At 49.1% G+C, this 21,742-nt stretch carries 20 protein-coding genes; 6 read left to right on the top strand and 14 right to left on the bottom strand.

What is annotated here, in order from left to right:
* Positions 1 to 6 precede the first annotated feature (6 nt).
* From RBH76_04180 to RBH76_04200, 5 genes are read right to left on the bottom strand one after another with little or no spacing between them, the layout of a single operon-like run.
* Positions 7 to 1,251: a putative glycoside hydrolase gene (locus tag RBH76_04180; protein WMJ84634.1), complete on the bottom strand. Its 1,245-nt coding sequence runs from the start codon at positions 1,249 to 1,251 to the stop codon at positions 7 to 9.
* A 22-nt stretch (positions 1,252 to 1,273) separates the two neighbouring features.
* A complete protein-coding gene (locus RBH76_04185) occupies positions 1,274 to 1,858 on the bottom strand; it encodes an Rnf-Nqr domain containing protein (GenBank protein ID WMJ84635.1) in 585 nt (194 codons plus the stop codon).
* Complete coding sequence (locus RBH76_04190; GenBank protein ID WMJ84636.1) at positions 1,855 to 2,517, bottom strand: Rnf-Nqr domain containing protein; 663 nt, start codon at positions 2,515 to 2,517, stop codon at positions 1,855 to 1,857. The genes RBH76_04185 and RBH76_04190 overlap by 4 nt, the downstream gene beginning before the upstream one ends.
* Positions 2,456 to 3,481, bottom strand: coding sequence for an RnfABCDGE type electron transport complex subunit D (locus tag RBH76_04195; protein WMJ84637.1), 1,026 nt, complete (start codon positions 3,479 to 3,481; stop codon positions 2,456 to 2,458). The genes RBH76_04190 and RBH76_04195 overlap by 62 nt, the downstream gene beginning before the upstream one ends.
* Positions 3,478 to 4,530: a 4Fe-4S binding protein gene (locus tag RBH76_04200; protein ID WMJ84638.1), complete on the bottom strand. Its 1,053-nt coding sequence runs from the start codon at positions 4,528 to 4,530 to the stop codon at positions 3,478 to 3,480. Before RBH76_04200 ends, RBH76_04195 begins: the two co-directional genes overlap by 4 nt.
* A 65-nt stretch (positions 4,531 to 4,595) precedes the next feature.
* Between RBH76_04200 and RBH76_04205 the strand changes: the two genes are divergently transcribed.
* Complete coding sequence (locus tag RBH76_04205) at positions 4,596 to 5,162, top strand: adaptor protein MecA (protein WMJ84639.1); 567 nt, start codon at positions 4,596 to 4,598, stop codon at positions 5,160 to 5,162.
* Between the two features lie 118 nt (positions 5,163 to 5,280).
* Here RBH76_04205 and rpe read toward each other — a convergent pair whose 3' ends face one another.
* On the bottom strand, positions 5,281 to 5,943 hold the full coding sequence (gene rpe, locus RBH76_04210; protein ID WMJ84640.1) for a ribulose-phosphate 3-epimerase: 663 nt from the start codon (positions 5,941 to 5,943) through the stop codon (positions 5,281 to 5,283).
* A gap of 294 nt (positions 5,944 to 6,237) precedes the next feature.
* On the opposite strand from rpe, the gene RBH76_04215 reads away from it, so the two are divergent.
* On the top strand, positions 6,238 to 6,381 hold the full coding sequence (locus tag RBH76_04215; protein WMJ84641.1) for a hypothetical protein: 144 nt from the start codon (positions 6,238 to 6,240) through the stop codon (positions 6,379 to 6,381).
* Positions 6,382 to 6,762: 381 nt separating this feature from the next.
* Here the strand turns inward: RBH76_04215 and RBH76_04220 are convergent, their stop codons facing one another.
* The 3 genes from RBH76_04220 to RBH76_04230 form a co-directional block, all read right to left on the bottom strand.
* Complete coding sequence (locus RBH76_04220; protein ID WMJ84642.1) at positions 6,763 to 8,199, bottom strand: trypsin-like peptidase domain-containing protein; 1,437 nt, start codon at positions 8,197 to 8,199, stop codon at positions 6,763 to 6,765.
* A gap of 129 nt (positions 8,200 to 8,328) precedes the next feature.
* Positions 8,329 to 9,825 (bottom strand): HAMP domain-containing sensor histidine kinase, encoded by a 1,497-nt coding sequence (locus RBH76_04225; protein ID WMJ84643.1) that lies wholly within the window; start codon positions 9,823 to 9,825, stop codon positions 8,329 to 8,331.
* A gap of 6 nt (positions 9,826 to 9,831) precedes the next feature.
* Entirely contained in the window at positions 9,832 to 10,527 is a 696-nt protein-coding gene (locus RBH76_04230; GenBank protein WMJ84644.1) for a response regulator transcription factor, read from the bottom strand.
* 250 nt (positions 10,528 to 10,777) lie between these two features.
* On the opposite strand from RBH76_04230, the gene ychF reads away from it, so the two are divergent.
* On the top strand, positions 10,778 to 11,875 hold the full coding sequence (ychF, locus tag RBH76_04235; protein WMJ84645.1) for a redox-regulated ATPase YchF: 1,098 nt from the start codon (positions 10,778 to 10,780) through the stop codon (positions 11,873 to 11,875).
* A 55-nt stretch (positions 11,876 to 11,930) separates the two neighbouring features.
* Here ychF and RBH76_04240 read toward each other — a convergent pair whose 3' ends face one another.
* Together RBH76_04240 and RBH76_04245 are read right to left on the bottom strand one after the other, a co-directional pair.
* Positions 11,931 to 13,226 carry a patatin-like phospholipase family protein gene (locus tag RBH76_04240; protein WMJ84646.1) on the bottom strand — a complete coding sequence of 432 codons (1,296 nt, stop codon included), beginning with the start codon at positions 13,224 to 13,226 and terminating at the stop codon, positions 11,931 to 11,933.
* 15 nt (positions 13,227 to 13,241) lie between these two features.
* Positions 13,242 to 14,114 carry a DUF4438 domain-containing protein gene (locus RBH76_04245; GenBank protein ID WMJ84647.1) on the bottom strand — a complete coding sequence of 291 codons (873 nt, stop codon included), beginning with the start codon at positions 14,112 to 14,114 and terminating at the stop codon, positions 13,242 to 13,244.
* Between the two features lie 228 nt (positions 14,115 to 14,342).
* Between RBH76_04245 and RBH76_04250 the strand changes: the two genes are divergently transcribed.
* Positions 14,343 to 14,546 carry a hypothetical protein gene (locus tag RBH76_04250; protein WMJ84648.1) on the top strand — a complete coding sequence of 68 codons (204 nt, stop codon included), beginning with the start codon at positions 14,343 to 14,345 and terminating at the stop codon, positions 14,544 to 14,546.
* A gap of 365 nt (positions 14,547 to 14,911) precedes the next feature.
* On the opposite strand, the gene RBH76_04255 is transcribed toward RBH76_04250, so the two are convergent.
* The 3 genes from RBH76_04255 to RBH76_04265 all read right to left on the bottom strand — a co-directional run bounded on the left by RBH76_04255 (position 14,912) and on the right by RBH76_04265 (position 18,082).
* Entirely contained in the window at positions 14,912 to 16,120 is a 1,209-nt protein-coding gene (locus RBH76_04255) for an FprA family A-type flavoprotein (protein WMJ84649.1), read from the bottom strand.
* Positions 16,121 to 16,341: 221 nt separating this feature from the next.
* Positions 16,342 to 17,226 carry a CPBP family intramembrane glutamic endopeptidase gene (locus RBH76_04260; protein ID WMJ84650.1) on the bottom strand — a complete coding sequence of 295 codons (885 nt, stop codon included), beginning with the start codon at positions 17,224 to 17,226 and terminating at the stop codon, positions 16,342 to 16,344.
* A gap of 106 nt (positions 17,227 to 17,332) precedes the next feature.
* Positions 17,333 to 18,082, bottom strand: a complete 750-nt coding sequence (locus RBH76_04265; protein WMJ84651.1) for an exodeoxyribonuclease III — start codon at positions 18,080 to 18,082, stop codon at positions 17,333 to 17,335.
* 725 nt (positions 18,083 to 18,807) lie between these two features.
* On the opposite strand from RBH76_04265, the gene RBH76_04270 reads away from it, so the two are divergent.
* Together RBH76_04270 and RBH76_04275 are read left to right on the top strand one after the other, a co-directional pair.
* Positions 18,808 to 20,178, top strand: coding sequence for a hypothetical protein (locus RBH76_04270; protein ID WMJ84652.1), 1,371 nt, complete (start codon positions 18,808 to 18,810; stop codon positions 20,176 to 20,178).
* A 337-nt stretch (positions 20,179 to 20,515) separates the two neighbouring features.
* Entirely contained in the window at positions 20,516 to 21,673 is a 1,158-nt protein-coding gene (locus tag RBH76_04275) for a DUF4317 domain-containing protein (protein WMJ85198.1), read from the top strand.
* Positions 21,674 to 21,742: the final 69 nt, after the last annotated feature.

Raw genomic sequence — 21,742 nt, forward strand, 5'->3', positions numbered from 1 at the left:
CTTTTATTATTGAAGTTTATAGTTCCCCTGTAGATTGCACAACAGATAATCGTTACCGCCTGCGTTTTCAAGTGCTGCGGTCAGCATTGTGCTGTCGACCAGTGTCCCATCGGAGGCAGAAGCAGGTATGATGCTTATCCAGCGCGTATTGGATGCAGCAGAAGACGCATTGCGCAGCGCCGAAGCCCAAAGCGCATCGTCCGAGGGTAACGACAGCATCACTCTTGAAGTAAAGAATCCAACGGGGCTACCGCCGTAAAGCTGGCTGTTCCCGGACTGGATTTGTGCGTCGCGCACCACATCCCCGGTCGGCGCCCATCCTTCCTGCGCACAGAGAATCAACTCGCCGCCCTTGGCTTTTACCGCAGCGGAAATCGCTTCGACAAACTGCGTCAATACCTCGTCCTTGGCGGTGGTCTTGGCAGCCGTGCCATAGCCCGCTTTATCCAACCCTACGCCGGAAGGAAACTGTACTGAATCAAGCAAGATGATCTTGAATCCCTGCGAGCAAAGCTCACCCGCAAGCGAGATAATATACTGCTGTGCCGCCTGGGAATAAGGATTCAGCCAGGGCTTGCCGCCCATGTTGGGCGAATTGTCATACCAATATATATCCGTATCATAGTAATGCACCGCCATGTCGCGTTCATGCAAGGGTGCAATGCTATCGTGAAAAGCGTGGATACGTGCAGCGGGTATAAACCCTTTATCGCTGATGACTTTAGCCACATGCTGTGCCGAATAGGTGGTGTCCGCTAAAGCACCTGCCTTTTGTGCCAGCGCATTTTCAGAAGAAAACAGCACGGTGCCGGTGGCGTCCTTCGCATCAACCACCACAGTGTTTAGCTTTGCATGCGCCGCGCTGTTGAGCATATTCGAAAGCACAGTGTCATCCAGAAGCTGAGCCTGCGGAAGATAGATGCCGCGCATGCCCTCTTGCTGATTGGTTGGGGCGGTGTCTGCTGGCTGTGATGAGGTTGTGTTCTCTGGCGCAGGTTCGGGGGTTTGTTGTTGTTGTGACTCTGGCGTTGCCGGAGAAGAAACGGCAGTAGTGGCAGAAGAGGGCTCAGGAGGTGGCTGCGTCCCCAACTTCATTACAAACTCGTGCACCGGGGTATATAGGCTCCACCCAATCACCCCAAACAGCACCACGCCAAAAATCATGGCAATCAGTATAGGCCATGAGCCCGCGCCCATACCCCTTCCATAAATATTGCCATAACGTTTAATTTTCGTCCCTTTTCTCGCCATGATAACACCTCCCTGAGAAAAATCAAGTGGGTAGCTGGTGGCCAATCAAGCCATAGATCGCTAGGCTAAGTATTCCGATATAAATCATCGTAATGGGTAATCCGCTAAAAGACTTGGGGACCTTGCATAATTCAAGGCGTTCACGCCCGGAATGCACAAGCATCATCGCAATCGTCAGGCCCACTGAGCAGCCAAAACAATAGGCGATCGTTTGCAGCAATGTATCTTTACTTAAAATTGCAATTAATACCGCACCGAGTGAGGCACCGTTAAAAGCCGCCACCACGGGCAGCGATTGCGCAGTTTTAACCTTTCGCGTACCTATAATGATCGTAATCAGAAAATAGACCACGCTGATACTAATCAAGACCGACAAACCTCTGAATACCGGCCACCAGGCATAGCCTTTGAGGGAGAATTTAAAGACCCACGCTAAAATACCCCCAAAAAACGAAACAACACAGGTCATCGCGCCCAAGCGTATAATAGCATGATAGCTTTTTGTGCGCTCAAGAATGCGGTCTGCGCCAAGCGCACGCGCAAAAAGCAGATTTTCGGTCACGGCGGCGACAGTGATTATCGCCAGCATTTCATATACTGCTTTCATTCACAGTCACCCTCCCTTTCTACAGGCGCAGGCCCACGCGAAAGCATGCCGTTTACGACAGCGCGATCCACGCTACGGCATAGCGCGTTTAAAAAGCCTATGAGGATAAAACCGAAGAACGGCAGGGTAACGCCGACCATCTTAATGGGGTAAAGCCCGAAGGGAACACCCCAGATCGTCCTGTTGCCCAGCACCTCGCGCACGGCGCCAATGCCGCAAGCCACCAGCGCAAAGCCCAGACAGATCACCAGAGAGTCTCGCAGGCCGCGCCACGGCGTTTTGCGCGGATTTAAAGCGGTGATATCCAACATGATACCGTTGACTGCCGCCAGCGGAATATACAGCCCGAGGCCATCCAGCAGCACAGCATAACGCCGAAACAGCAACTGCGCCACGATGACGCCGGTCATTGCCAGCAGCGTATAACAGGGCACCAGATAGATCACAGGAATTTTTTTATGTGTGATAGGCGCTAATGTCGCCACCGGAACAGTAGCAACAAGGATAAAAACGCTGATTAACAGTCCGCTTTTTAAATTCAGGGTCGGCACAATGACAAAGGGCAGCGCCATACCCAGCGCCACAACGGGGTTATTCTTAATCAGCCCCGAGGTTTTCTTCAACCGCCGACGATATTTCCGAATTGGTTTTAAGTTCAATGTTCTTCCTCCTGAGAGCATGTGCAAGATGCTCTCCCCATAAATCAATAATCCAAACCGTGGCGTTCATGACTAAAATGGCAAACAACAGCGAATCTTCATACTCGCCCAAATGTCGAAATGTCATGCTGACAACGCCGGCCAAAAAGCCGTAAAGTACCTTGGGTAGCTTGCGTTTGGGCGACGTCACGGGGTCGTTTATCAGAAAAATAGCACCGATAAGCATCAAGCCACTCATCAATTCATAGTTGACCGAATTGAGCGGCGTAAGCATAGCCCGCGGTACAGCGGCAGCAACCAGTGCGGCTCCGGCTAAAAATGCGCCAGTCATCCAAACGCTCACGGTTTTTCTCACCGCGAGGAATAAGAAACATGTACATAAAACTAATATGTTAGTGGCCCCCATGGGACCTGCAAAATTACCCAACAGCATATCCAAGGGGTCGGTGCTCGGTGCGCCGCCCAACAACAGGGTGTAGGCTGGCGAATTGATCAGCTTCACCGTATCGTCAACAGCGACAGGGAGCCGGTCAAACGGGACGGGATACAAAAACATCGTCTTGGGCCAGCACACGGCAGCAAAGGCTGCGCCTGCCACAGCGGGGTTAAAAATGTTCTCTCCCACGCCGCCAAACGGGTGCTTGGCAACAGCGATACCAAACAGCGCAGCCGCCGCGACAATCTCAAACCGGATGGAGGCCGGCATCAAAAGCGGCAGCAGCATTCCGGTGACAGTGGGAGAAAGGTCGCGTATGTTCGGGACACTTCGCCTAGCGATAATGCAGAGCATATCAATAACGGTGGTTACCACCACACTGAATAACCCCAGTGCGAGGGCGCGCTTGCCGTAGTAATAGGTCGCCATTGCATAAAGCGGAAGCATGGCAATAATGGCATCCAGCATCACCGTCTGATTGCTTTCGCGCGAGCGGATATGCGGGGGGTTTTGTGCGCGTAGTTTCACAGCGAACCTCCTTGCTGCCGGGCACGTGTAAGCGCCGCCGCCCTGGCCATAACCTGTGCCAAATCAAGCTTGGCGGGGCAAACATAGCTGCAGGTTCCACAGCCGGTACAAAGTTCGGCATCCGCAAGCGAAAGATTGCGCTTATGCGTAGTCTGCATAACCTTGTAAATAAAATATGGTGAAAGCCCCTCGGGGCAAAAATCAGTACAGCGTCCACAACCAATGCAGCTGTAACCCATGTCCTTGAATTCTTCGACGAACGCCAGAATGCCCCTTGTCGTCACCGAAACAAAAACCTTGTCCGGGTCGGTGATACCAAATCCAGTCATCGAGCCACCCGCCACAATGCGCTTGGGGTTTGCGATGGTTCCCACTGCATAGAGCACCTGCGCAATTGAGCAGCCGACCGGAACCTCGTAATTGCCAGCGTTGGCGATGCAGTCACCGGCCACTGTCAAAAAGCAGCTGGTCTGGCATACGCCCTCATAAGCAGCGCGTCTCAGATGCATCAGCGCACAAGCGCCAATAATCAGCACGTTTTCGCGCTTCATCTGTCGCTTAGCACGGTATTCTGCCGGGTAGGCACCACTGATGCGTTCAACCTGAACCCCAAAAATATTATGCGGTATTCGCGTGTCGATGTCAAACAGATTGCGGTAGATTTCTATCGACGTTTTTGAAGCACCAACCGCTCTCTTTGCAAGCGCCACACCTTCGGCTAGTTGTTCTGGAAACTGCAACGCAGGCCCCAGCTGACTTGAAATGTACGGCTCATCATCCAGTGCATCCACAACGATACCTGAAATGCCATCCCGCGCGGCTGCGGCCAGCTTTTTCCATAGTTTGCGGCCGTCGCTTTCGTCCACAATCTTAGCCTCTCGTGCGATAGAAATAATCTCATACGGCGCCAGCAACTCCGGTGTGGGCGAAACCGGCGTATCAATCTTCTGCGTCGGAATTTCTAACCCTGGCAGCCGCTTAATCTCGCGCGACAAACCCGGTTCTTTATTCTGTTCTAGTAAAATCCCCTTGGAAGAATTGGTTCTCATCAACCGTCCTCCTTCGCCCATATGGTCTTTTTTGCATTGTAAAACCAATAAGGCGGTGATGTTTTTTGGTATTTCGTCTCGTAGCGCCCGACCGGTTAAAGGTCGTTTTAACAGCGCAGGATGTGCAGCAGGTAGGCGTAGACTGGGAAAGCCAGGACACGTCCGAGGTCAAAAAGCTGCGACGTTATCTACTCGGCGTATTGGCACAGGTACAGTCTCAGACCGACACCTCGTTTTTGCTGCTTGGCGACCGCTTGCTCATTGAGATTTATCCCGAAGATGACGGCGGTGCAACGGTTTATTTTGTTATGGAACAAAAAGAGACACACGCCTCTATTTGTGAGCCGGTAATCTTCAGCTTTGATGACGCCGAAGCACTAATTTGTGGGTCACTGCAGCTTTTCTCGCTGCATGGGCACCGCCTGCTGCAAAGCTCGCTCTATCGGCTTGAGGACAGCTGGCAGCTGATTATACGCCCGATGGACGGGCAAAACGGCCCAGCGGTCAACTTGCTCTCAGAATACGGCCAACGTGCCGAAGGCGGCAGCATACTTTCCGCCATCATCGAAGAGCACTGCAAACCGATCATCAGGGAACACGCCATCGATATGCTGTCCTATTATTTTAGCTGACATACACTTAAACTTTTGCCCGCATTAAAGGAAAGAACTTTGGTTTTTGCACCCAATGGTGTTAAAAACGTATGAGGATTGACCGCAAAGATTTCGATCCTTTGGCGAACCAACAACATTAAAGTGCGGTCTCAGCCGCTTTTCGGATAGCAGCAATAGGCTCGGCATAATTTTCATGGCGAAAGACCGCAGAGCCAGCCACCAGAACATTGGCCCCTGCCTTTGCAACCAGCGGCGCTGTGGTCGGGTCGATGCCACCATCCACCTGAATATCCACAGTACGGCCAATTTCAAGAACGCGTTGGCGTATTGCTGAAATTTTAGGCAGCATGTCCGACATAAAGCTCTGACCGCCAAACCCCGGCTCAACCGTCATCACCAAAACCATATCGATCTGATCTAAAAACGGAAACACCGCCTCGGCGGCGGTTTTAGGCTTGAGCGAGACCCCAACCTTTGCCCCGCTTTCACGAATGGCGTCAATGGTTTTTTGCACGTCACAGTCACACTCAAGATGAAAAGTGATGATATCGCTACCCGCCTTGGCAAAAGCGGGAACAAAGGTCAGCGGGTCGCTAATCATCAGATGCACGTCCAGCGGAATGGGGCTGATCTTCTTCAGTGACTGTACCACTGGCACACCAATGGTAATATTGGGCACAAAGTGCCCGTCCATAACGTCGACATGAGCTAAATCGGCGCCGTCCTTGGCAATTGCGCGCACTTCGCGCTCCAAATTGGCAAAGTCACTCGCCAGAATCGACGGTGAGATAAGAATCATGAATTTAACGCTCCCTTTTAGGTCTTCTTAAAAGCCAAAAACAATTGAAAATTCACAAAAAAGCACAAAACAAAACGCGTCGGAATACTTGATGTCTTCCGAGTATTTTTAATCATCTGCTTTTAAAATAGAATTGCCAAAGTTGGCGATTTTTTAAGAGCACCCATAGTTTGAAAAATCTGTAATATTATAATATTTTACCTTAAATACCATCAAAGGTCAATAAAATGTACCGGGCAATTCCTGTAAATTCTCATGCCTTTCACTCAAGCACGCAAATAAAGCGAGGTTCACATGCCGGGGCAAGGAGGTATTGCGTTTTGCCCCGGCATGCCGGCGCGCATCTATGTGATGCGGCGGGTAACGCGCGCGCGGGCGGGTCTGAGGACGCAAAAAGTTTTAAACCGATTTGCGCCACCCGAACGCTGCCGCCGCTAAGCCTCACTGCTATGTTATGCTACCAAAAGCAAAACGCCCAAATTTCATTTAGTGAATTGCAACGTCACAATCATATTTCTCCCTGCATAATCAACAGAATAGCAGCTTAGCACCCACTGTATTATAATTATGCCCTCTAAAAAATTTTTGCAATTTGAGCCGTGATATTAAACAGTTGTTGCAAAAGCAAAGTATATGGGTAAGGCATCGCGTCTGTAAAGCAGCCATGCAACGGACGAAAAACTCTCAAAAAAAGCGAACACTTTCAGGTACATAAACTGTTGTGTTTGGTTTGGAATGGCCATAAGTAATTCAGCGACAGCAACACGAGAACCGCTGCAAAATAGTAGCAATTTTGCAGCGGTTCCGATTTATAAGAGATTATTGTTGTGATACAAACGCCGCGTTGTCAACATCCTCCATCAGTGACATCACGACACTGAAGGTTTGCCCGCTGCCTTGCATACCACGGGCTGAGCGATACAGGGTCAGCGTAACACTTTCGCCCGGAGATTTTGTTTTAAGAAAGGCACTGATGTCATCAAAGGTTTCGATTTTGGTGTTATCAATGGCGGTGATGATATCACCCTGTTTGACGTTCTTGCCCGCCAGATCGGAAGTTGGGTCGATCGACTGGATATAAATACCCACCGGAATACTGTTGATCTGCGAGAGCGTCTGGTTGATCTCTACGCCAGAAATACCGATTTTGGTACGCCCCTTGACATAGCCGTAGGCCATGAGTTGGTCTATAATCGGCTTGGCCTCGCTAATCGGGATGGAGAAGCCGATGCCCTCGTAGTCAACCGCAGCAATTTTTGAAGAGTTGATTCCGATAACCTGTCCGTACTGGTTGACCAGTGCACCGCCGGAGTTACCAGGGTTGATGGCGGCATCGGTCTGGATATAGCTGCTGGAATAGCCGCCATCCTTGATCATTCGGTTGACCGCTGAAACAATTCCCTGTGTCACGCTGCCCGCCAGGGTTGAGCCACCAGGGTTACCGATGGCGACAACCGTCTCACCCACTTCGAGCGTGTCAGAATTGCCGAACTCAGCAGCGATAAGATCAGGCGCTTCTATCTTGATAACAGCAAGGTCGGTTTTGGCGTCGATGCCGATCAGCTTCGCCGAATAGTTCTCGCCGTTATCCAGCTCGACGTTGATGCCGGTCGATCCCGCGACAACATGAGCATTGGTGACGATGTATCCGTCGGCGTTCATGATAATACCGGATCCCTCGCCGGACGGCGTAAAGGTGTCCTGTAGGCTATACTGCGCGATACCGACGACAGACGGGCGCACCTTGCTGGCAATCTGAACAGTACTCAGCTTGCCGTTGCTTACAACCTCAAGGGCTTCGCTGCTGGCGTCTGGATGGTCTTTAATGGTTAACTTAGGGGCATCTGTGTTATCTATACCGACGGGTGGCACGCTCTGCTGGCTGCCGTCTTCAACGACAGAGGGGTGCCACAGGCTGTACACGCCGTAGCCCGAAAGGCACAGAACACCGACAAGCAAGACGGTACCCAACAGTGCCCCAATAACGGCGAGGGCCCCCGGCTTTTTCGGTGGCCGCGGATCTTTACGGCCCGCGGATTCGTAATCCTCAAATTTCCAGTGATATTCTTGCTTGTTATTTGACGAAAAATTTTGCTGATAGCCATTTTGGCCATGCGGATTAAAGCTGTATTGCCCGTAACCGTTACCATTGTAGTCCTGATTCGGGTGCTGCCCTTGGGACATATTACGGTTCTCGGACTGAGTAGCATTGTTTTGGGTATCGTGATTCTCCTGCTTTTTGTTTTCTTCAAACATACTCAGTTCCCCCTTCGATGAAATTTCTCTTGGTATTATCGTAGCTTTAAAATATTAAAACCGTATGAATGTCTTTTTAAGCATTTTTATTTAATTTTAAAAGCTATTATGGCTATTTTTTCGCTTTTTTTATTTGGTTTTTTCCGATTTGCGAAACAGTGACTGACCTGGCTTTTGAGCCGTCGGCAATGTAAAAGCAAACTCAGTATATTGACCCTCGACCGAGCGCACTGTGATGGTACCGCCCTGAAGATGAACCAGCGACTTGACAATATGCAACCCTAAGCCAACGCCTTTGGTGTCGATCCCGCGCGATCGGTCGCTCTTATAGAAGCGGTCGAACAGTCTCGGAATTTCCTCCTTGGGGATACCTTGGCCTGTGTTACGTATGGCGATGTGCAGCATCTTGCCCTCGTTTTTATATTCCACTGAAAGCGCACCGTAATCCGGCGTAAACTTAACTGCATTTTCGATCAGGTTATAGGTGATCTGATGCACAAGATCAGGGTCGGCCTCGGCAAAGACCTTCTCAGCGTCCAGCCCAATCACGTCGATGTGCTTTTGCTCAAGCACCTGCTCGAACCCTAGAATGGTGCGCAAGATAATCTCCTGGACATCGACGGTCTGCGGCCGCAACTGCATTTCACCAGCTTCAATACGCGAGATGTTAAGCATCGAAACCACCATGCGCGACAGTCTTTTAACTTCATTTGAGACAATACACAAATAATGCGGGTATTTCTCCTGCGGGATGGTGCCGTCTAAAATGCCATCAATAAACCCACCGATGGTCGTCATGGGGGTTTTAAGCTCGTGTGAGACATTGGCGATAAATGAGCGACGGGTCGATTCCAGTGTCGCAAGGCTCGAGGCCATATTATTAAACGCCATGGCAAGCTGTTCTATTTCCTCGTCGCCCTCAACTGGTACACGCACTGTAAAGTCACCCTTGGCAAAGCTGTCGGTCGCTTTTAGCATGGCGCGCAATGGGCGTACCATTGCCTCGGTGGTAAAGTAAATCACAATAAACGATACCGCAATAACCAGCACAGCACCGATTAAGAAGATCCGAAATACATCCTTTAAAAAGCGTGACATCCCAGAAGCGCTTGCCCCAGCAAATACGACGCCAATCATCTTCAGTTCCGCGTTCTCGTCCGACCTCCCGTTGAGATCCACTACCTCGACCACAACCGGTACGCCGACCACATAGGTGGCACCCGAATAGATGCCGTTTAAGCGGGTAACGCCGCGGTAGCCACCGCTTCTTGCCGCCTCCATAATCGTTTTGTCGATGATATTGTTTTTATGCGTACAGCTTTCGGAATCGAGACAGATTAACGTGCGACCCTCACCGTCAGTCAGAAAAATATCAGCTTCGGCTGCGGCGGAGAGAATGGCGAAGTTTGTGGTAACAATCGGCGATTCAATATACCCTTCATGAAGCATATAGTTTGCGGCGACCAGCCGAGCGGCCTGACCGGCCTTTTTTTCAAGCGAATCGAAATTTTCTTCTTTAAAATATTGCGCAGAAAGCGTGACCAGCATCACGCCGAGAAGCACGATGCTGGTTAGTATTATTGACGCACAAAGGCTGAAATATCGAGAAAAAAGATTTCTTTTCATACGAGATTAGTCCTTGGTCTCAAACTTATATCCCACACCCCAAACGGTTTTAAGCGTCCACTTTTCAGAAACGCCCTCAAGCTTTTCGCGCAGACGTTTGATATGAACGTCAACGGTGCGCGAATCACCATAATACTCAAAGCCCCATACCTCATCAAGCAACTGATCACGAGTATAAACGCGGTTGGGGTTTGAGGCCAAATGGAACAAAAGCTCCAGCTCCTTGGGCGGCGTATCCACAACCTTGCCGTCCACCTTCAGCTCGTACTTTGTCATGTTAACCACCAGCTTGTCGAAGCTAACCTCGCGCACGGTGTTCTCAGGCTGCACGCCATTGACTGTGCGGCGCAAAACCGCTTTGATGCGCGCGACAATTTCTTTGGCGTCAAACGGCTTGACCACGTAATCATCGGCGCCAAGTTCCAAACCGAGCACCTTATCAAAGGTCTCTCCCTTGGCGGTTATCATGATGATCGGAACATTCGATTTTTTGCGGATCTCACGGCAGACCTGCCAACCGTCCAACCCTGGCATCATCACGTCAAGCAGTATGAGCGCTGGTGCCTCCGCGTTAAACTTGGCGATCGCCTCGTTGCCATCGTTTGCAATTACGACGGTATACTGCTCCTTTTCGAGATAGAGTCTCAGCAGCTCGCAGATATTTTTGTCATCATCCGCCACCATAATTTTTTCCAGCGACATGACCACAGACCTCCTTATTATTTTGACATTTGATATGTTAAGTTTTAAAATATTGCAGTTATTTCCTTATATTATACATCATTTACGCCCCGAATCGTGAACTTTTAAGAAATTTTCTGCTACGGTATTTAAATTTTTATAATTAGAAAGGCAAGCCACGCGATTTGTTGCGAAAAACTAAAACTCATGCTACAATATATGTTTAGTATAACGCCTTTAAAAATCCATCATGAAACGGAGTTTATTAAATATGAAGCTTGGTATCGTGGGGCTTCCCAATGTCGGAAAATCTACGCTGTTCAATGCGATAACCAACGCCGGCGCACAGTCGGCCAACTACCCGTTCTGCACCATCGAGCCAAATGTCGGCATCGTAGCGGTGCCGGATAAGCGACTGGACAAGCTTGCCGAAATGTATAACCCCAAGAAAGTCACCCCCGCTGTCATTGAATTTGTCGATATCGCCGGGCTGGTGCGTGGCGCTTCAAAGGGCGAGGGCCTGGGCAACAAGTTTCTCTCGCACATCCGCGAGGTGGACGCTATTGTACATGTGGTGCGCTGCTTTGACGATGGGGAGATTATCCATGTAGACGGTTCGGTCGACCCCGCGCGTGACATTGAAACTATCAACCTTGAACTGGTCTTTTCGGACATCGAAATGGTAGAACGCCGTATTGACCGTGCAAAAAAAGCCGCTAAGGGTGACAAAAAATATCTAGCTGAGGTTGAGTTGCTTGAGCGTCTACACGTTCATCTGTCCGAGGGTAAATCTGCCCGTGGCATGGCGCTGACTAGTGAAGAGCAGGAGCTGTTGCACGAAGCGCCGCTGCTCTCGTCAAAGCCTGTTATCTATGCCACCAATTTATGTGAAGATGATCTTACAAACGCCGAGGGCGGCTACAATGCTTACTACCAGAAGGTATGTGACATCGCCAAGGATGAAAATGCACAGGTAATCCCCATTTGTGCCAAAATTGAAGAGGAAATTGCTGAACTGGACGAAGAGGACAAGCAGATGTTTTTGGAGGAGCTTGGTCTTCATGAATCCGGCCTTGATCGCCTGATCACCGCGGGCTATGATCTGCTTGGGCTGATCTCTTATCTCACTGCTGGTGAGCCGGAGGTGCGCGCTTGGACTATTCAAAAGGGCACTAAGGCTCCGCAAGCGGCTGGCAAAATCCATTCCGATTTTGAGCGCGGCTTTATTCGTGCCGAGGTTGTCTCGTTTGAGGATCTTGTGGCCTGCGGCTCCATTGCCGCCGCCAAGGAAAAAGGCATCTACCGCTCTGAGGGCAAAGACTATGTTTTTCAGGATGGCGATGTCGTGTTGTTCCGATTCAACGTGTAATTCAATCATAATATCAAGCGGGCTGCGTGATTAAAAAATCGTGCAGCCCGCTTTTTCAGTTCTGTTTAAGCAACAGCGCCAGATAAGTGGCCGCTGCGTATTCGCGCGGCAGCAACCCTGCCAGAATGCGCACCGCCTCGCCGTCGCTTTGCTCCCGCAGCATCAGCTGGGTAATGGAGGCTGACATCCTGCGCGGCTCCATCGACTGTAACGCGGCCGCAAGAATGCGCTTGATATCCTCCTTGGGCTGCAACTCCAGCGTTGGCAACACCGACGGAACTGTATGGTATAGCCGCAGCAACTGGTTGTTAAACTTCTCAAAGGTATACTGCTGTTCGGGCGAGATACCATAAACCGCGCCCGCTATTTCCGCCGCGCGGCATAGCTTCTCCTGCGCATGGCTCTCCCAGTTTGATTTCATCAAAAAGTCAATGGCGACATCCTTTTCCACCGTACTGATTGTTCGAACCATCGGGCTTTTGGCCAAGCGGGTAATTCGCTCACGCAACGTTGGAATCCCGTGCTCAAGCGCTTTGAGGTTCTTAGCGGATTCACCATACCCAAAGGTGTAATAATAGCCGTCCAACTTACCGAACGCCTTCATCGTGTCATAGTAGCCAAGGCGGCGGTTGCGGGCAAAGATATTTTTATCAAACTCAAACACCGCGCCCAAGTCCCAATAAGAGCGAATACGAACGATATCAACCCCCTGCTCAGAGACCGGCTCACGCACAAAACCGATACCGTCGAGATCCACTGCGACGACATAATCGGCACCCTCTTGAATCGCAAGATTAATCGGCACGTTGTCATAATAGCCGCCGTCGATGTAGCGTACCCCGTCGATTTCATAGGGCGAAAACACCGGAAAGCAGGATGCCGACGCCATCAGATAGCGGTAGAGCATACCATGCGATATCTCCTCAATCATCGGTGTTAAAGGGCGCATAGAGGGCAATTCAACTGTAACCAGTCCAAAGCGGACGGAGGACGCGCGCACCTTGTCCTCGTCCACCGCCTGTTTTATCAGCGCTTCGAGCGACGAGGAATCGACGCTGCCCTGAAGCAGTGCATCGTTGACCGCAAACTTAACCATGTCCAGCGCACTGTTGATGGTGCGGATGTTAGTTTTGCGCTCTTCGCGAAAAATATTCTCATATTCAATACTGTTCCACAGTTTATCGGCAATCTCAAAGGCATCCTGCACCATCAGCGCACCATTGATCGAGCCTATTGAGGTACCGGTGATGATGTCAAACCCTAGCTCCAACTCACGGAATGCCTGCCAAGCCCCCATCTGATAAGAGCCTTTCGCGCCGCCGCCGCCGAGTACCAACGCCCTTTTATTCATGTTGAAACACCCCTTTTAGCGTGCAATACCAATATAGTTTGCAAGGTTGGCGCTTTTATCCAGCACGCCGGTAATCAGCGGCTTTTTACAGGTCATCAGTGTGGTGATGCCCGGCCCATGCCCCATAACGGTACAATCCGAGTGCACGACCACCCCGATGGACACCGCACCGGTCAGATATCCGCGGCCAAAAGTGTTATCGCAATTTTGCAGCAGCACGATATCGCCATAACAGAGCCTGTCCAATCCGCAGCGGACAATTTCGTCCCAGTCGGCCGTCATCAGGTCGTAGTCACCTGTGTAGCCGGAACCCATTCCCTGCCCTGCGCCCATAAGATGCGCCGGAACAATGCCGGCAACCGGCAAGACCAGCTTACCGTCCTCGACCGACAGCTTCATGCGGTCAAGCAGCGCAGGGTCGATTCCAGTGAGCATAATCTCAGGAAAATCAAGAAGCGCCAACCCCTGTCCGTAGGCTTTGATCAGGATTCTATCCTCCGGCAACATTTTTTCCATATCCTCGTCTGAAAACCACAGCAGCGTATGTTCAATACCGCCGTGGAAACCTGTGACAAAGCCGCGCGCACCCTTGGCTTCTCCTGAAACGACCTTTGCCTCGTTGCCAATACAGGTCAACATCACCAGCGCGTCGTTCTCTTTGTCATTAGGGTTGCTCATGCTCACGCCCGGCTCAACGTGGTCGCAGACCTTGTCGAACACACAGTCGCCCAGCTTAACGTTATAGGTAATACCCCCGACGCTTGGCAGCACCCGATTACTGCCGTCATGGCAGAGCTTAAAGACGCCGCTACGCCCGATGGTGGGGTGGTGTATTCTGCCCATGACCGATTGCATAACAAGCCGGTCGCGGTTATCACGTAATTTCATGTTAAATACCTCCTGTGTATGATGCGTTGGTTATATCTTACACTGCTTTTCTTAAAAAGTCACGCAAAACAGTGGCTGAGCGGGCTATCCTGCCAGTCCGATTATATTTGCGCGATAAACCATGTGGTAAATTCTTGAAATCTGCTATGATGTACGGAATTAAGTAAATCTGGCGGTGGATTATTTTATGATAAATAATAAAAAACAGTATTTTTGGGGGGCGTCGTATTGCTATCCGTTCTGTTGGGCCTTGCCGGCGCAGCGCTTGAAATTCACGAAACCGCCAAGCATATATTATTAATTGTATGGTTTGGCGTCATAGCAGTGGTCTCAGTCGCCATTAATCTGCTATGGCTTCGGTCATTTAACAAACAGCTCAAGGCTCTGCTGCCCATTCTGTCAGAAGAGCACCGCAATTCTATCCGCGTTTAGAAAGCTGTCGGAGGGCGACAAATCCGAGGCTGCTGCAATTTTAGAGCAGGCGCGCGCCCGCCGGGAGAACGAACACAACGCCTTTGATTTTGACTATCTGGCGCAACAGTGTTCCTAAGATAATCGAGCATTTATCAAAATGGGCGATTTGCTCGTTTTGTCTTTTTTAAGGGAATAGTTCACCTCAGGTGCGCCTCAACGTAAAGTAAAGGCGTACAGTTAGATCGCTTGCGTGGCTTGGAGTGCTTGGTTAATCGTAACGGGCAATAGTTCTTTTAACCACCTCCTTCCTATTACTATGCTTTTACCGACATTCAAAACGTCGTCACGGGCCAAAAGAGGCCAGTGACGACGTTAAGTACTTATTACATCGATTTTAAAATGGCATTAACCAAGCTTTCAATCTCAAGTACCTTGTCCGTGCCAAGTGACGAAACGATGCTGAGCCGCTCGTCGAGAAGAGTCATGTTTTTCATCTCGTCCGTGACAAACTTCTGTATCTGATCACCGACCTTGCAAGCCCAGGAGCCATTTTCTATAATCGCTACGGTTCGGTTCTGAACATTGAGGGCTTTCATGTCATTTAGAAAATCATGCATCTTCGGGTAGATGCCAAGATTGTAGGTGGCCGAAGCCAACACCAAATGGCTGTATTTAAACACCTCAGAAATAAGCTGCGACACATCGGTTCTTGAGACATCATACATAACCACATTGGTCATGCCTCTTTCGCAAAGCTGCGCAGCCACCACTTGCGCCGCACTTTCGGTGTTGCCATACATCGAGGCGTAGGCAATGAGCACGCCCTTCTCTTCTGGCTCGTAGCGGCTCCAAATGTCATACTTTTCGACAAAGTAGTTTAAGTCCTTGCGCCAGACGGGGCCGTGTAGCGGGCAAAAGATTTTGATCTGGTCTTTGATACCGTCCATTTTTTTAAGCAGCTTTTGAATTTGGGGGCCATATTTTCCGACGATATTAGCCAGATAGCGGCGGGCATCATCCAACCAGTCGCGATCAAAATTCACCTCGTCAGCAAATAGCTTGCCGTCAAGCGTGCCAAAAGTTCCAAAAACATCGGCCGAAAACAGCACGCCGTTTGTCTCGTCAAAAGTGACCATAACTTCAGGCCAATGCACCATGGGTGCAAAAATAAACTGAACCTTATGCTTACCAAAGCAGTAGGTATCGCAGTCCTTGACCACTATGCACTCATGGGTGTCGATCTTAAACCCGAACTGGCACATCAGTGCAAAGGACTTTTGATTGCCTATCAACTTTATTTTGGGCCAACGAAGTAAAATCTCCTCAATGCTGGCTGCATGGTCAGGTTCTAAATGGTTGACGACCAGATAATCCAGCGTGCGCCCGTTTAAAACATGCGTAATATTTGCCAGAAGCTGCCGACTCGATGACCAGTCCACCGTATCAAACAAGACGGTGCTTTCGTCCAGTAACAAATATGAATTGTAGGTAACGCCACGCGGAATGGGGAACATGTTCTCAAAAACCCCAACCCTGTGATCATTAGCGCCCACCCAAAATAAATCATCTGTTACTTTTCTTACACAATACATCTATTGTTCCTCCCTTTGGCTTTGTGGCCCAAAAAACTATTCTCTTGGAATATATTCATAACCGGGTATCGTCTGGAAAACCAAATATACGCCCATATTGAGTGCGGTCAGACCAAACGCGCCGGCTCTCGTCCATATCATGATACGTGCGGGGTATTCTTTAAAGAAAATTATGTTTTAATAAGCTTAATTAATTGGTATAAGTAATTCTTTTATACTGTTTAAAAAATTAGCGTATAATAACTCGATTTTAGACCACGAAAGGTCTGTTTATAGCGCGCACCGGTCTTCCAGTAGATCAACAGCACCAGTATAAACGATAAAGTTTGGGCAACAGAAATGCGCACAATCTGCAATGTGTCAGTGCCCGAGGCGGTCACCACATGCAGCGTATTAATAATTGTGTTGTTAAAAAAGTGGTCACCCATCGGCATCCAAAGCGAGCCTGAGAGCCTTGTCAACAGGCAAAACTTCACACCGGCCACGCCTGTGAACAAGACGAGCATAAGCGACATAACCGCCGCCTGTGTCGCATTCATTTCACCGTCCAGCAGACTGCGCACTGGCGCGGCAATATGCCATAAGCCAAACAACGTCGAAGAAATCAGTACCGCATTTGCAAAAGAGTATCGACGCTCTGAAAGCCCGATAAACAAACCGCGGAAAACCCCCTCTTCCATCATCACGTTGATGATGTTGCCAGCAACGCACATGACGAAAAACAGCAACCCGGTTTCGCTGCCACGGTTTCCACTAACCGAATATCCAGTGACATAGATTCGCAGCGACGGAACATTGCCGTTGACCGCTAATAATAAAATTTCTGCACCGTAGGCAATTGCAAACGAAATCGCCCCCAGCAGCAACCCTTGAGCCACCTTTTTGATTGGTGCTTTTTTTGTAAACCCAATGTCACGCCAGCAAAGCGACAAATACCGCACCGCCGTCGCCAGAATCAAAATGCCCACCAGCTTGTGGACAAAGGCTTCTCCAATAATCGTCTGGTCCGTTCGCAAAAACATATATTCTAACGCCCGCAGAATACTGCAGGACACGTAAATGACCAGTATTAATGTTATCGGTTTTAGTCGCAGGGCCGCTTTCATAAGTAACGCTCCTAGCGTGATTCTATTTAGTACACCGGACGGACGTTGGGATGTACAGAAAACGCAATGTTTTTCACTATGATTAACACTTTTTATTATTAGGTTTCTACCGCAGATCAAGCCCCACCGGGCAGTGGTCGCTGCCTAAAATATCTGCGTATATGACGCTATCTTCTATCCGGTCAGTCAGACGCTGCGAAGTGATAAAATAGTCGATACGCCACCCCGCATTCTTCTCGCGGGCCTTGAACATATAGGACCACCAGCTATATGCGCCAGTTGTGTCCGGATAAAGATGACGAAAGCTATCGGTAAAACCTGCTTCGAGTAACAAGGTCATCTTCTCGCGCTCCTGCGGGGTAAAGCCCGCGCTCTTTGTATTTGTTTTTGGGTTTTTTAGGTCTATCTCTCTATGGGCGACATTGAGGTCGCCGCACAGTACTACCGGCTTTATTGCATCCAGCGTCAGCAGATACTGGCGAAAGTTGTCCTCCCACGCACAACGGTAATCAAGGCGTTCCAGCTCCCGCTTGGAATTGGGGGTATAGACGTTGACGAGATAGAAATCATCATATTCGGCGGTGATAACTCGACCTTCGTTATCAAACATCTCGCCAGGGCCATAGGTTACCGAAAGCGGCACCTTGCGAGAAAATATCGCGGTACCTGAGTAACCTTTTTTTTCGGCATAGTTCCAATAGGCATGCCATCCGCTAAGATCAAGATTCTCAGGCGGTTGTTGGAGCTTGGTTTCCTGCAGGCAGAACACATCCGCACCGCTGTTGGCTAAAAAATCGCCAAAGCCCTTTTGCAAGCAGGCTCGCAGGCCGTTCACATTCCAGGATATAAGCCGCATAAAATTACCTCCGTAGATTAAGCAATAGAGAGATTTTACCATAGTTTTCATATGATTGTCCACAATACAAAAGATTTCACGATAGCGTTCTGACCATAGCCAAACAGTAGAGAGTGGCGTTTTAAAACAACCAATGGCATCCCTATTACTTTTCCACCGCTTGGCATCATATTATAATGCCCGCGTCAAAACGCATCCCGGATGACAATTTGGTATTAAAGACAGATTCGTGTTCTACATATGTTGGTTTATACTATATTTATTATATGGCAGCAACCGTTTGTAAAAGCCGGTATATTCATACTACTAAGGGGCTTATGACATCTTTGTGGACAAAATGTCCTTATCGTGCTCGGGGCTCTCAAAAGTACAGCCACTAATGTGTAACAAGTGCAAAAGGGATATGTTTTTATATAAATTTTCATTTTTGAACAGGCTTCAACAAGACCTCAGAATGCAATTACGAACAAAAAATAATTTAAACTTAATAATCAAAGTCATCAACAATTGCGTTATGACATCGGTGGTTATGACCGTATAAACATCTGTTATGCCCTCGTTTTTCCATAGCAGCGAATAAAAAGGAGGAAAACGACGGCGTGAAAGTGGCTATTACCGGTTTCCGGTAGCACTAAAGTCTGAAACAGCATTACCCGTCTGATATACTTATAGGTTAGACTCATTATTTCGCATATCTACTCACACAAATAAGGAGGAAGAGAAATATGGTCACTTTGGGCGCACTGCATTACGTTTATATCATTATGACGGTCGTCATCATCGCGGCGCTTATGTTCAAGAAGGAGATCGTGCTTCCCTGCATTATCGGCGTACTACTGATGGGTTTTGTGAGCTCCGGCAATATTGTCACAACCATCCAAATCATGTACAATGCTCTGGTGGCTTCCAGCTCTGAATTTCTAGGTATCATCGTCGTTATCGCGCTGGTGGTATCCATGTCCAAGTCGCTTGGAGCCATCGGTGCGGACGAACTGATGATCCGGCCGTTCCAAAAGGTGATTAAATCCCCAAAAGTCGCTTTCTTTGTGGTCGGATTTGTTATGATGATTGCAGCCTGGTTTATCTGGCCGTCTCCTGCCGTTGCGCTTGTCGGCGCACTGTTATTGCCGGTTGCACTCAAGGCGGGACTGCCCGCAATCTGGGCTGCGGTTTCTATGAACCTCTTTGGCCATGGCATCGCACTCTCCGTTGATTTTTTTATTCAGGGCGCACCCGCGATCACCGCCAAATCGGCTGGTATTGAGGCCACCGATATCATAGAAGCAAGCATTCCGCTCTGGCTGGTAATGAGTGGTGTCACCCTTACCGTCGCGTTTATAATGTTCCTCAGAGAAATGAAGAAGACCCCTGTCGAGCAAGTGGCAGAGCAGGTTGCCGGGGTTAAATCAACAGTGGAACCCACTAAATTTGCCCAGTTGATGGCGCTCATCACCCCGGTGGCATTTGTTATCGACGTGGTGCTGATGATCATGTTCGACATCGTAGGCGGCGACGCCACTGCGTTGGTTGGTGGCACCGCGGTAATTATCATGAGCATCATTGTCATCGGGAAAGGCAATATTCTTGCTTCGCTTGATGATATCACAGACATGGTCAAGGACGGCTTCATCTTTGCAATTAAAATCTTTGCGCCCGTTATCGTAATTGCTTCTTTCTTCTTCATGGGCAGCGGTAGCATGGCTGGCAAGGTTCTAGGCGAAGGCGCACCAGATATTCTCACCGACCTGGGTATGTTTATGGCCAATCTAACCCCACTTGCCAAGCCCCCCATTGCCATCATACAGGCGCTAATCGGCGTAATCACAGGCCTGGACGGCTCTGGTTTTTCCGGGCTTCCCTTGGTTGGCTCTCTGGCGCATACCTTTTCGCTGGCTTCAGGTTCCGATGTTGCAACCCTTAGCGCACTGGGCCAGATTATCACCATTTGGACCGGTGGCGGTACCATCATTCCCTGGGGTGTCATCCCGGTGGCGGCCATCTGTAATGTAAAGGCGGCCGATCTCGCGCGCAAAAACCTGATCGCTGTGCTTTGTGGCATGGGCGCAACGTTGCTTGTCGCGATGTTCTTGATTTAATATCTCCAACATAAGGCTATCTCTTCACTGAAAGCAATATACTTAAAGCGGGGAAAAGACACGCGTCTTGTTCCCCGTTTTTTGCTTTAACCCCATTCCCTACACTTCAGCCAATGTACCCTGCGCAGCACAGCGAAGTGCTCCCCTCTACAAAAGTATTTTCTACTATTATTCTAAATCCTGATAGGAAAAATAAATGATTATCAAAACAATCAATCCTCGTTTTCAAACACGGCGTGGATTGATTGCACCTTGTCTATATGATAAAATTATTCCTGAGCCGTTCTTGCTCAAATGTACTGAACGACCGATCATATTGAATGGAGACCGTTTAGAAATGAACGAAAAAGAGATTTCAGAAATTCGCCGTCGCTTCCGCCCGGATAAGAGCAATATCTCCCGGGTACGCGGCTGTTATGTTAATGAAAAGCGTGAAATTGTGTCGCAGTTTAACCAGTCGCTGCGCATCATGTCTCAGGAGGAAAGTGAATCGTTATTGGGGATTCTCAAGAAGACCTTATCTGGGACACTTGGCAAAAACCTCATCGATATTGAATTTGCGACTCAACAGGTGGTGGACGGCGAAGAACATAAGCTTTTAATGGCGCTTAGAAATTCGTCGCTGGACGATGAAGAATCCGTACAGGCCTTTTTTATTCGTGTGATTGAAACACTTAGCCTTGATGAGAATTATTTGATATTGTTAGCGTACGATAAATACGATGTGCCCAATTATTCAAAAGATGGTGACAAACAGAACGATTCCTCAGATGTATTCTCGTACTTTTTGTGCAGCGTCTGCCCTGTGAAAATGACAAAGCCTGCGCTCGGCTATTACGCACCGGAAAATGTTTTCCGTAATATTACGGCGGACTGGGTGGTGTCCCCACCCGAACTGGGGTTCATGTTCCCGGCTTTTGACGACCGATGCACCAACATTTATAACGCGGTCTACTACACGCGCAACGTCGCTGAAAATCATGCCGAATTTATCAATGCCGTGTTTAAGACAGAGGTGCCTATGCCTGCCGCCGTACAAAAAGAGACTTTTGAGGCGATTTTGAGTGATACAATCGCCGACGACTGTAGCCTTCAGGTGGTGCAGACGGTACATGAACAGTTGTCGGGTCTGATAGCGGAACATAAGGCCAATAAGATCCGCGAACCGCTGGTCGTCTCCAAGCAGACAGTCAAGGATGTTTTAGAATCCTGCGGCGTTTCGGAAGATCACATGACCGCTTTTGAAGAAAGATATGACGATGCATTTGGCGCCGACAAAGAGATTAGCCCACGAAATATTGTAGATACAAAGCAACTTGAGGTTTGCACACCCGATGTAACCATCCGGGTTAGCCCGGGGTGTGGCGATCTGGTTGAAACACGGATTATCAACGGCAGAAAATACATATTGATACGCGCCGATCAGGGTGTCGAGGTCAATGGTGTCTCGATTAATATTTTAGAAGAAAAACAAAGCGTAGGGCAAAATATATAGCGCGCTCAATGTAAAATTGAAAGTTGGGCAGCTATTCACACAGCCTTAAAATCTAATATTTATTCACAA

This window comes from Oscillospiraceae bacterium MB24-C1 (genome assembly GCA_030913685.1).
Classification (GTDB): domain Bacteria; phylum Bacillota; class Clostridia; order Oscillospirales; family Ruminococcaceae; genus Yanshouia.

Coding starts and splice junctions, on each gene's coding strand:
- RBH76_04180 (WMJ84634.1), bottom strand. CDS start 1,251: ATGGCGAGAAAAGGGACGAAAATTAAACGTTATGGCAATATTTATGGA.
- RBH76_04185 (WMJ84635.1), bottom strand. CDS start 1,858: ATGAAAGCAGTATATGAAATGCTGGCGATAATCACTGTCGCCGCCGTG.
- RBH76_04200 (WMJ84638.1), bottom strand. CDS start 4,530: ATGAGAACCAATTCTTCCAAGGGGATTTTACTAGAACAGAATAAAGAA.
- rpe (WMJ84640.1), bottom strand. CDS start 5,943: ATGATTCTTATCTCACCGTCGATTCTGGCGAGTGACTTTGCCAATTTG.
- RBH76_04215 (WMJ84641.1), top strand. CDS start 6,238: ATGCCGGGGCAAGGAGGTATTGCGTTTTGCCCCGGCATGCCGGCGCGC.
- RBH76_04220 (WMJ84642.1), bottom strand. CDS start 8,199: ATGTTTGAAGAAAACAAAAAGCAGGAGAATCACGATACCCAAAACAAT.
- RBH76_04225 (WMJ84643.1), bottom strand. CDS start 9,825: ATGAAAAGAAATCTTTTTTCTCGATATTTCAGCCTTTGTGCGTCAATA.
- RBH76_04230 (WMJ84644.1), bottom strand. CDS start 10,527: ATGTCGCTGGAAAAAATTATGGTGGCGGATGATGACAAAAATATCTGC.
- ychF (WMJ84645.1), top strand. CDS start 10,778: ATGAAGCTTGGTATCGTGGGGCTTCCCAATGTCGGAAAATCTACGCTG.
- RBH76_04240 (WMJ84646.1), bottom strand. CDS start 13,226: ATGAATAAAAGGGCGTTGGTACTCGGCGGCGGCGGCGCGAAAGGCTCT.
- RBH76_04245 (WMJ84647.1), bottom strand. CDS start 14,114: ATGAAATTACGTGATAACCGCGACCGGCTTGTTATGCAATCGGTCATG.
- RBH76_04255 (WMJ84649.1), bottom strand. CDS start 16,120: ATGTATTGTGTAAGAAAAGTAACAGATGATTTATTTTGGGTGGGCGCT.
- RBH76_04260 (WMJ84650.1), bottom strand. CDS start 17,226: ATGAAAGCGGCCCTGCGACTAAAACCGATAACATTAATACTGGTCATT.
- RBH76_04265 (WMJ84651.1), bottom strand. CDS start 18,082: ATGCGGCTTATATCCTGGAATGTGAACGGCCTGCGAGCCTGCTTGCAA.
- RBH76_04270 (WMJ84652.1), top strand. CDS start 18,808: ATGGTCACTTTGGGCGCACTGCATTACGTTTATATCATTATGACGGTC.
- RBH76_04275 (WMJ85198.1), top strand. CDS start 20,516: ATGAACGAAAAAGAGATTTCAGAAATTCGCCGTCGCTTCCGCCCGGAT.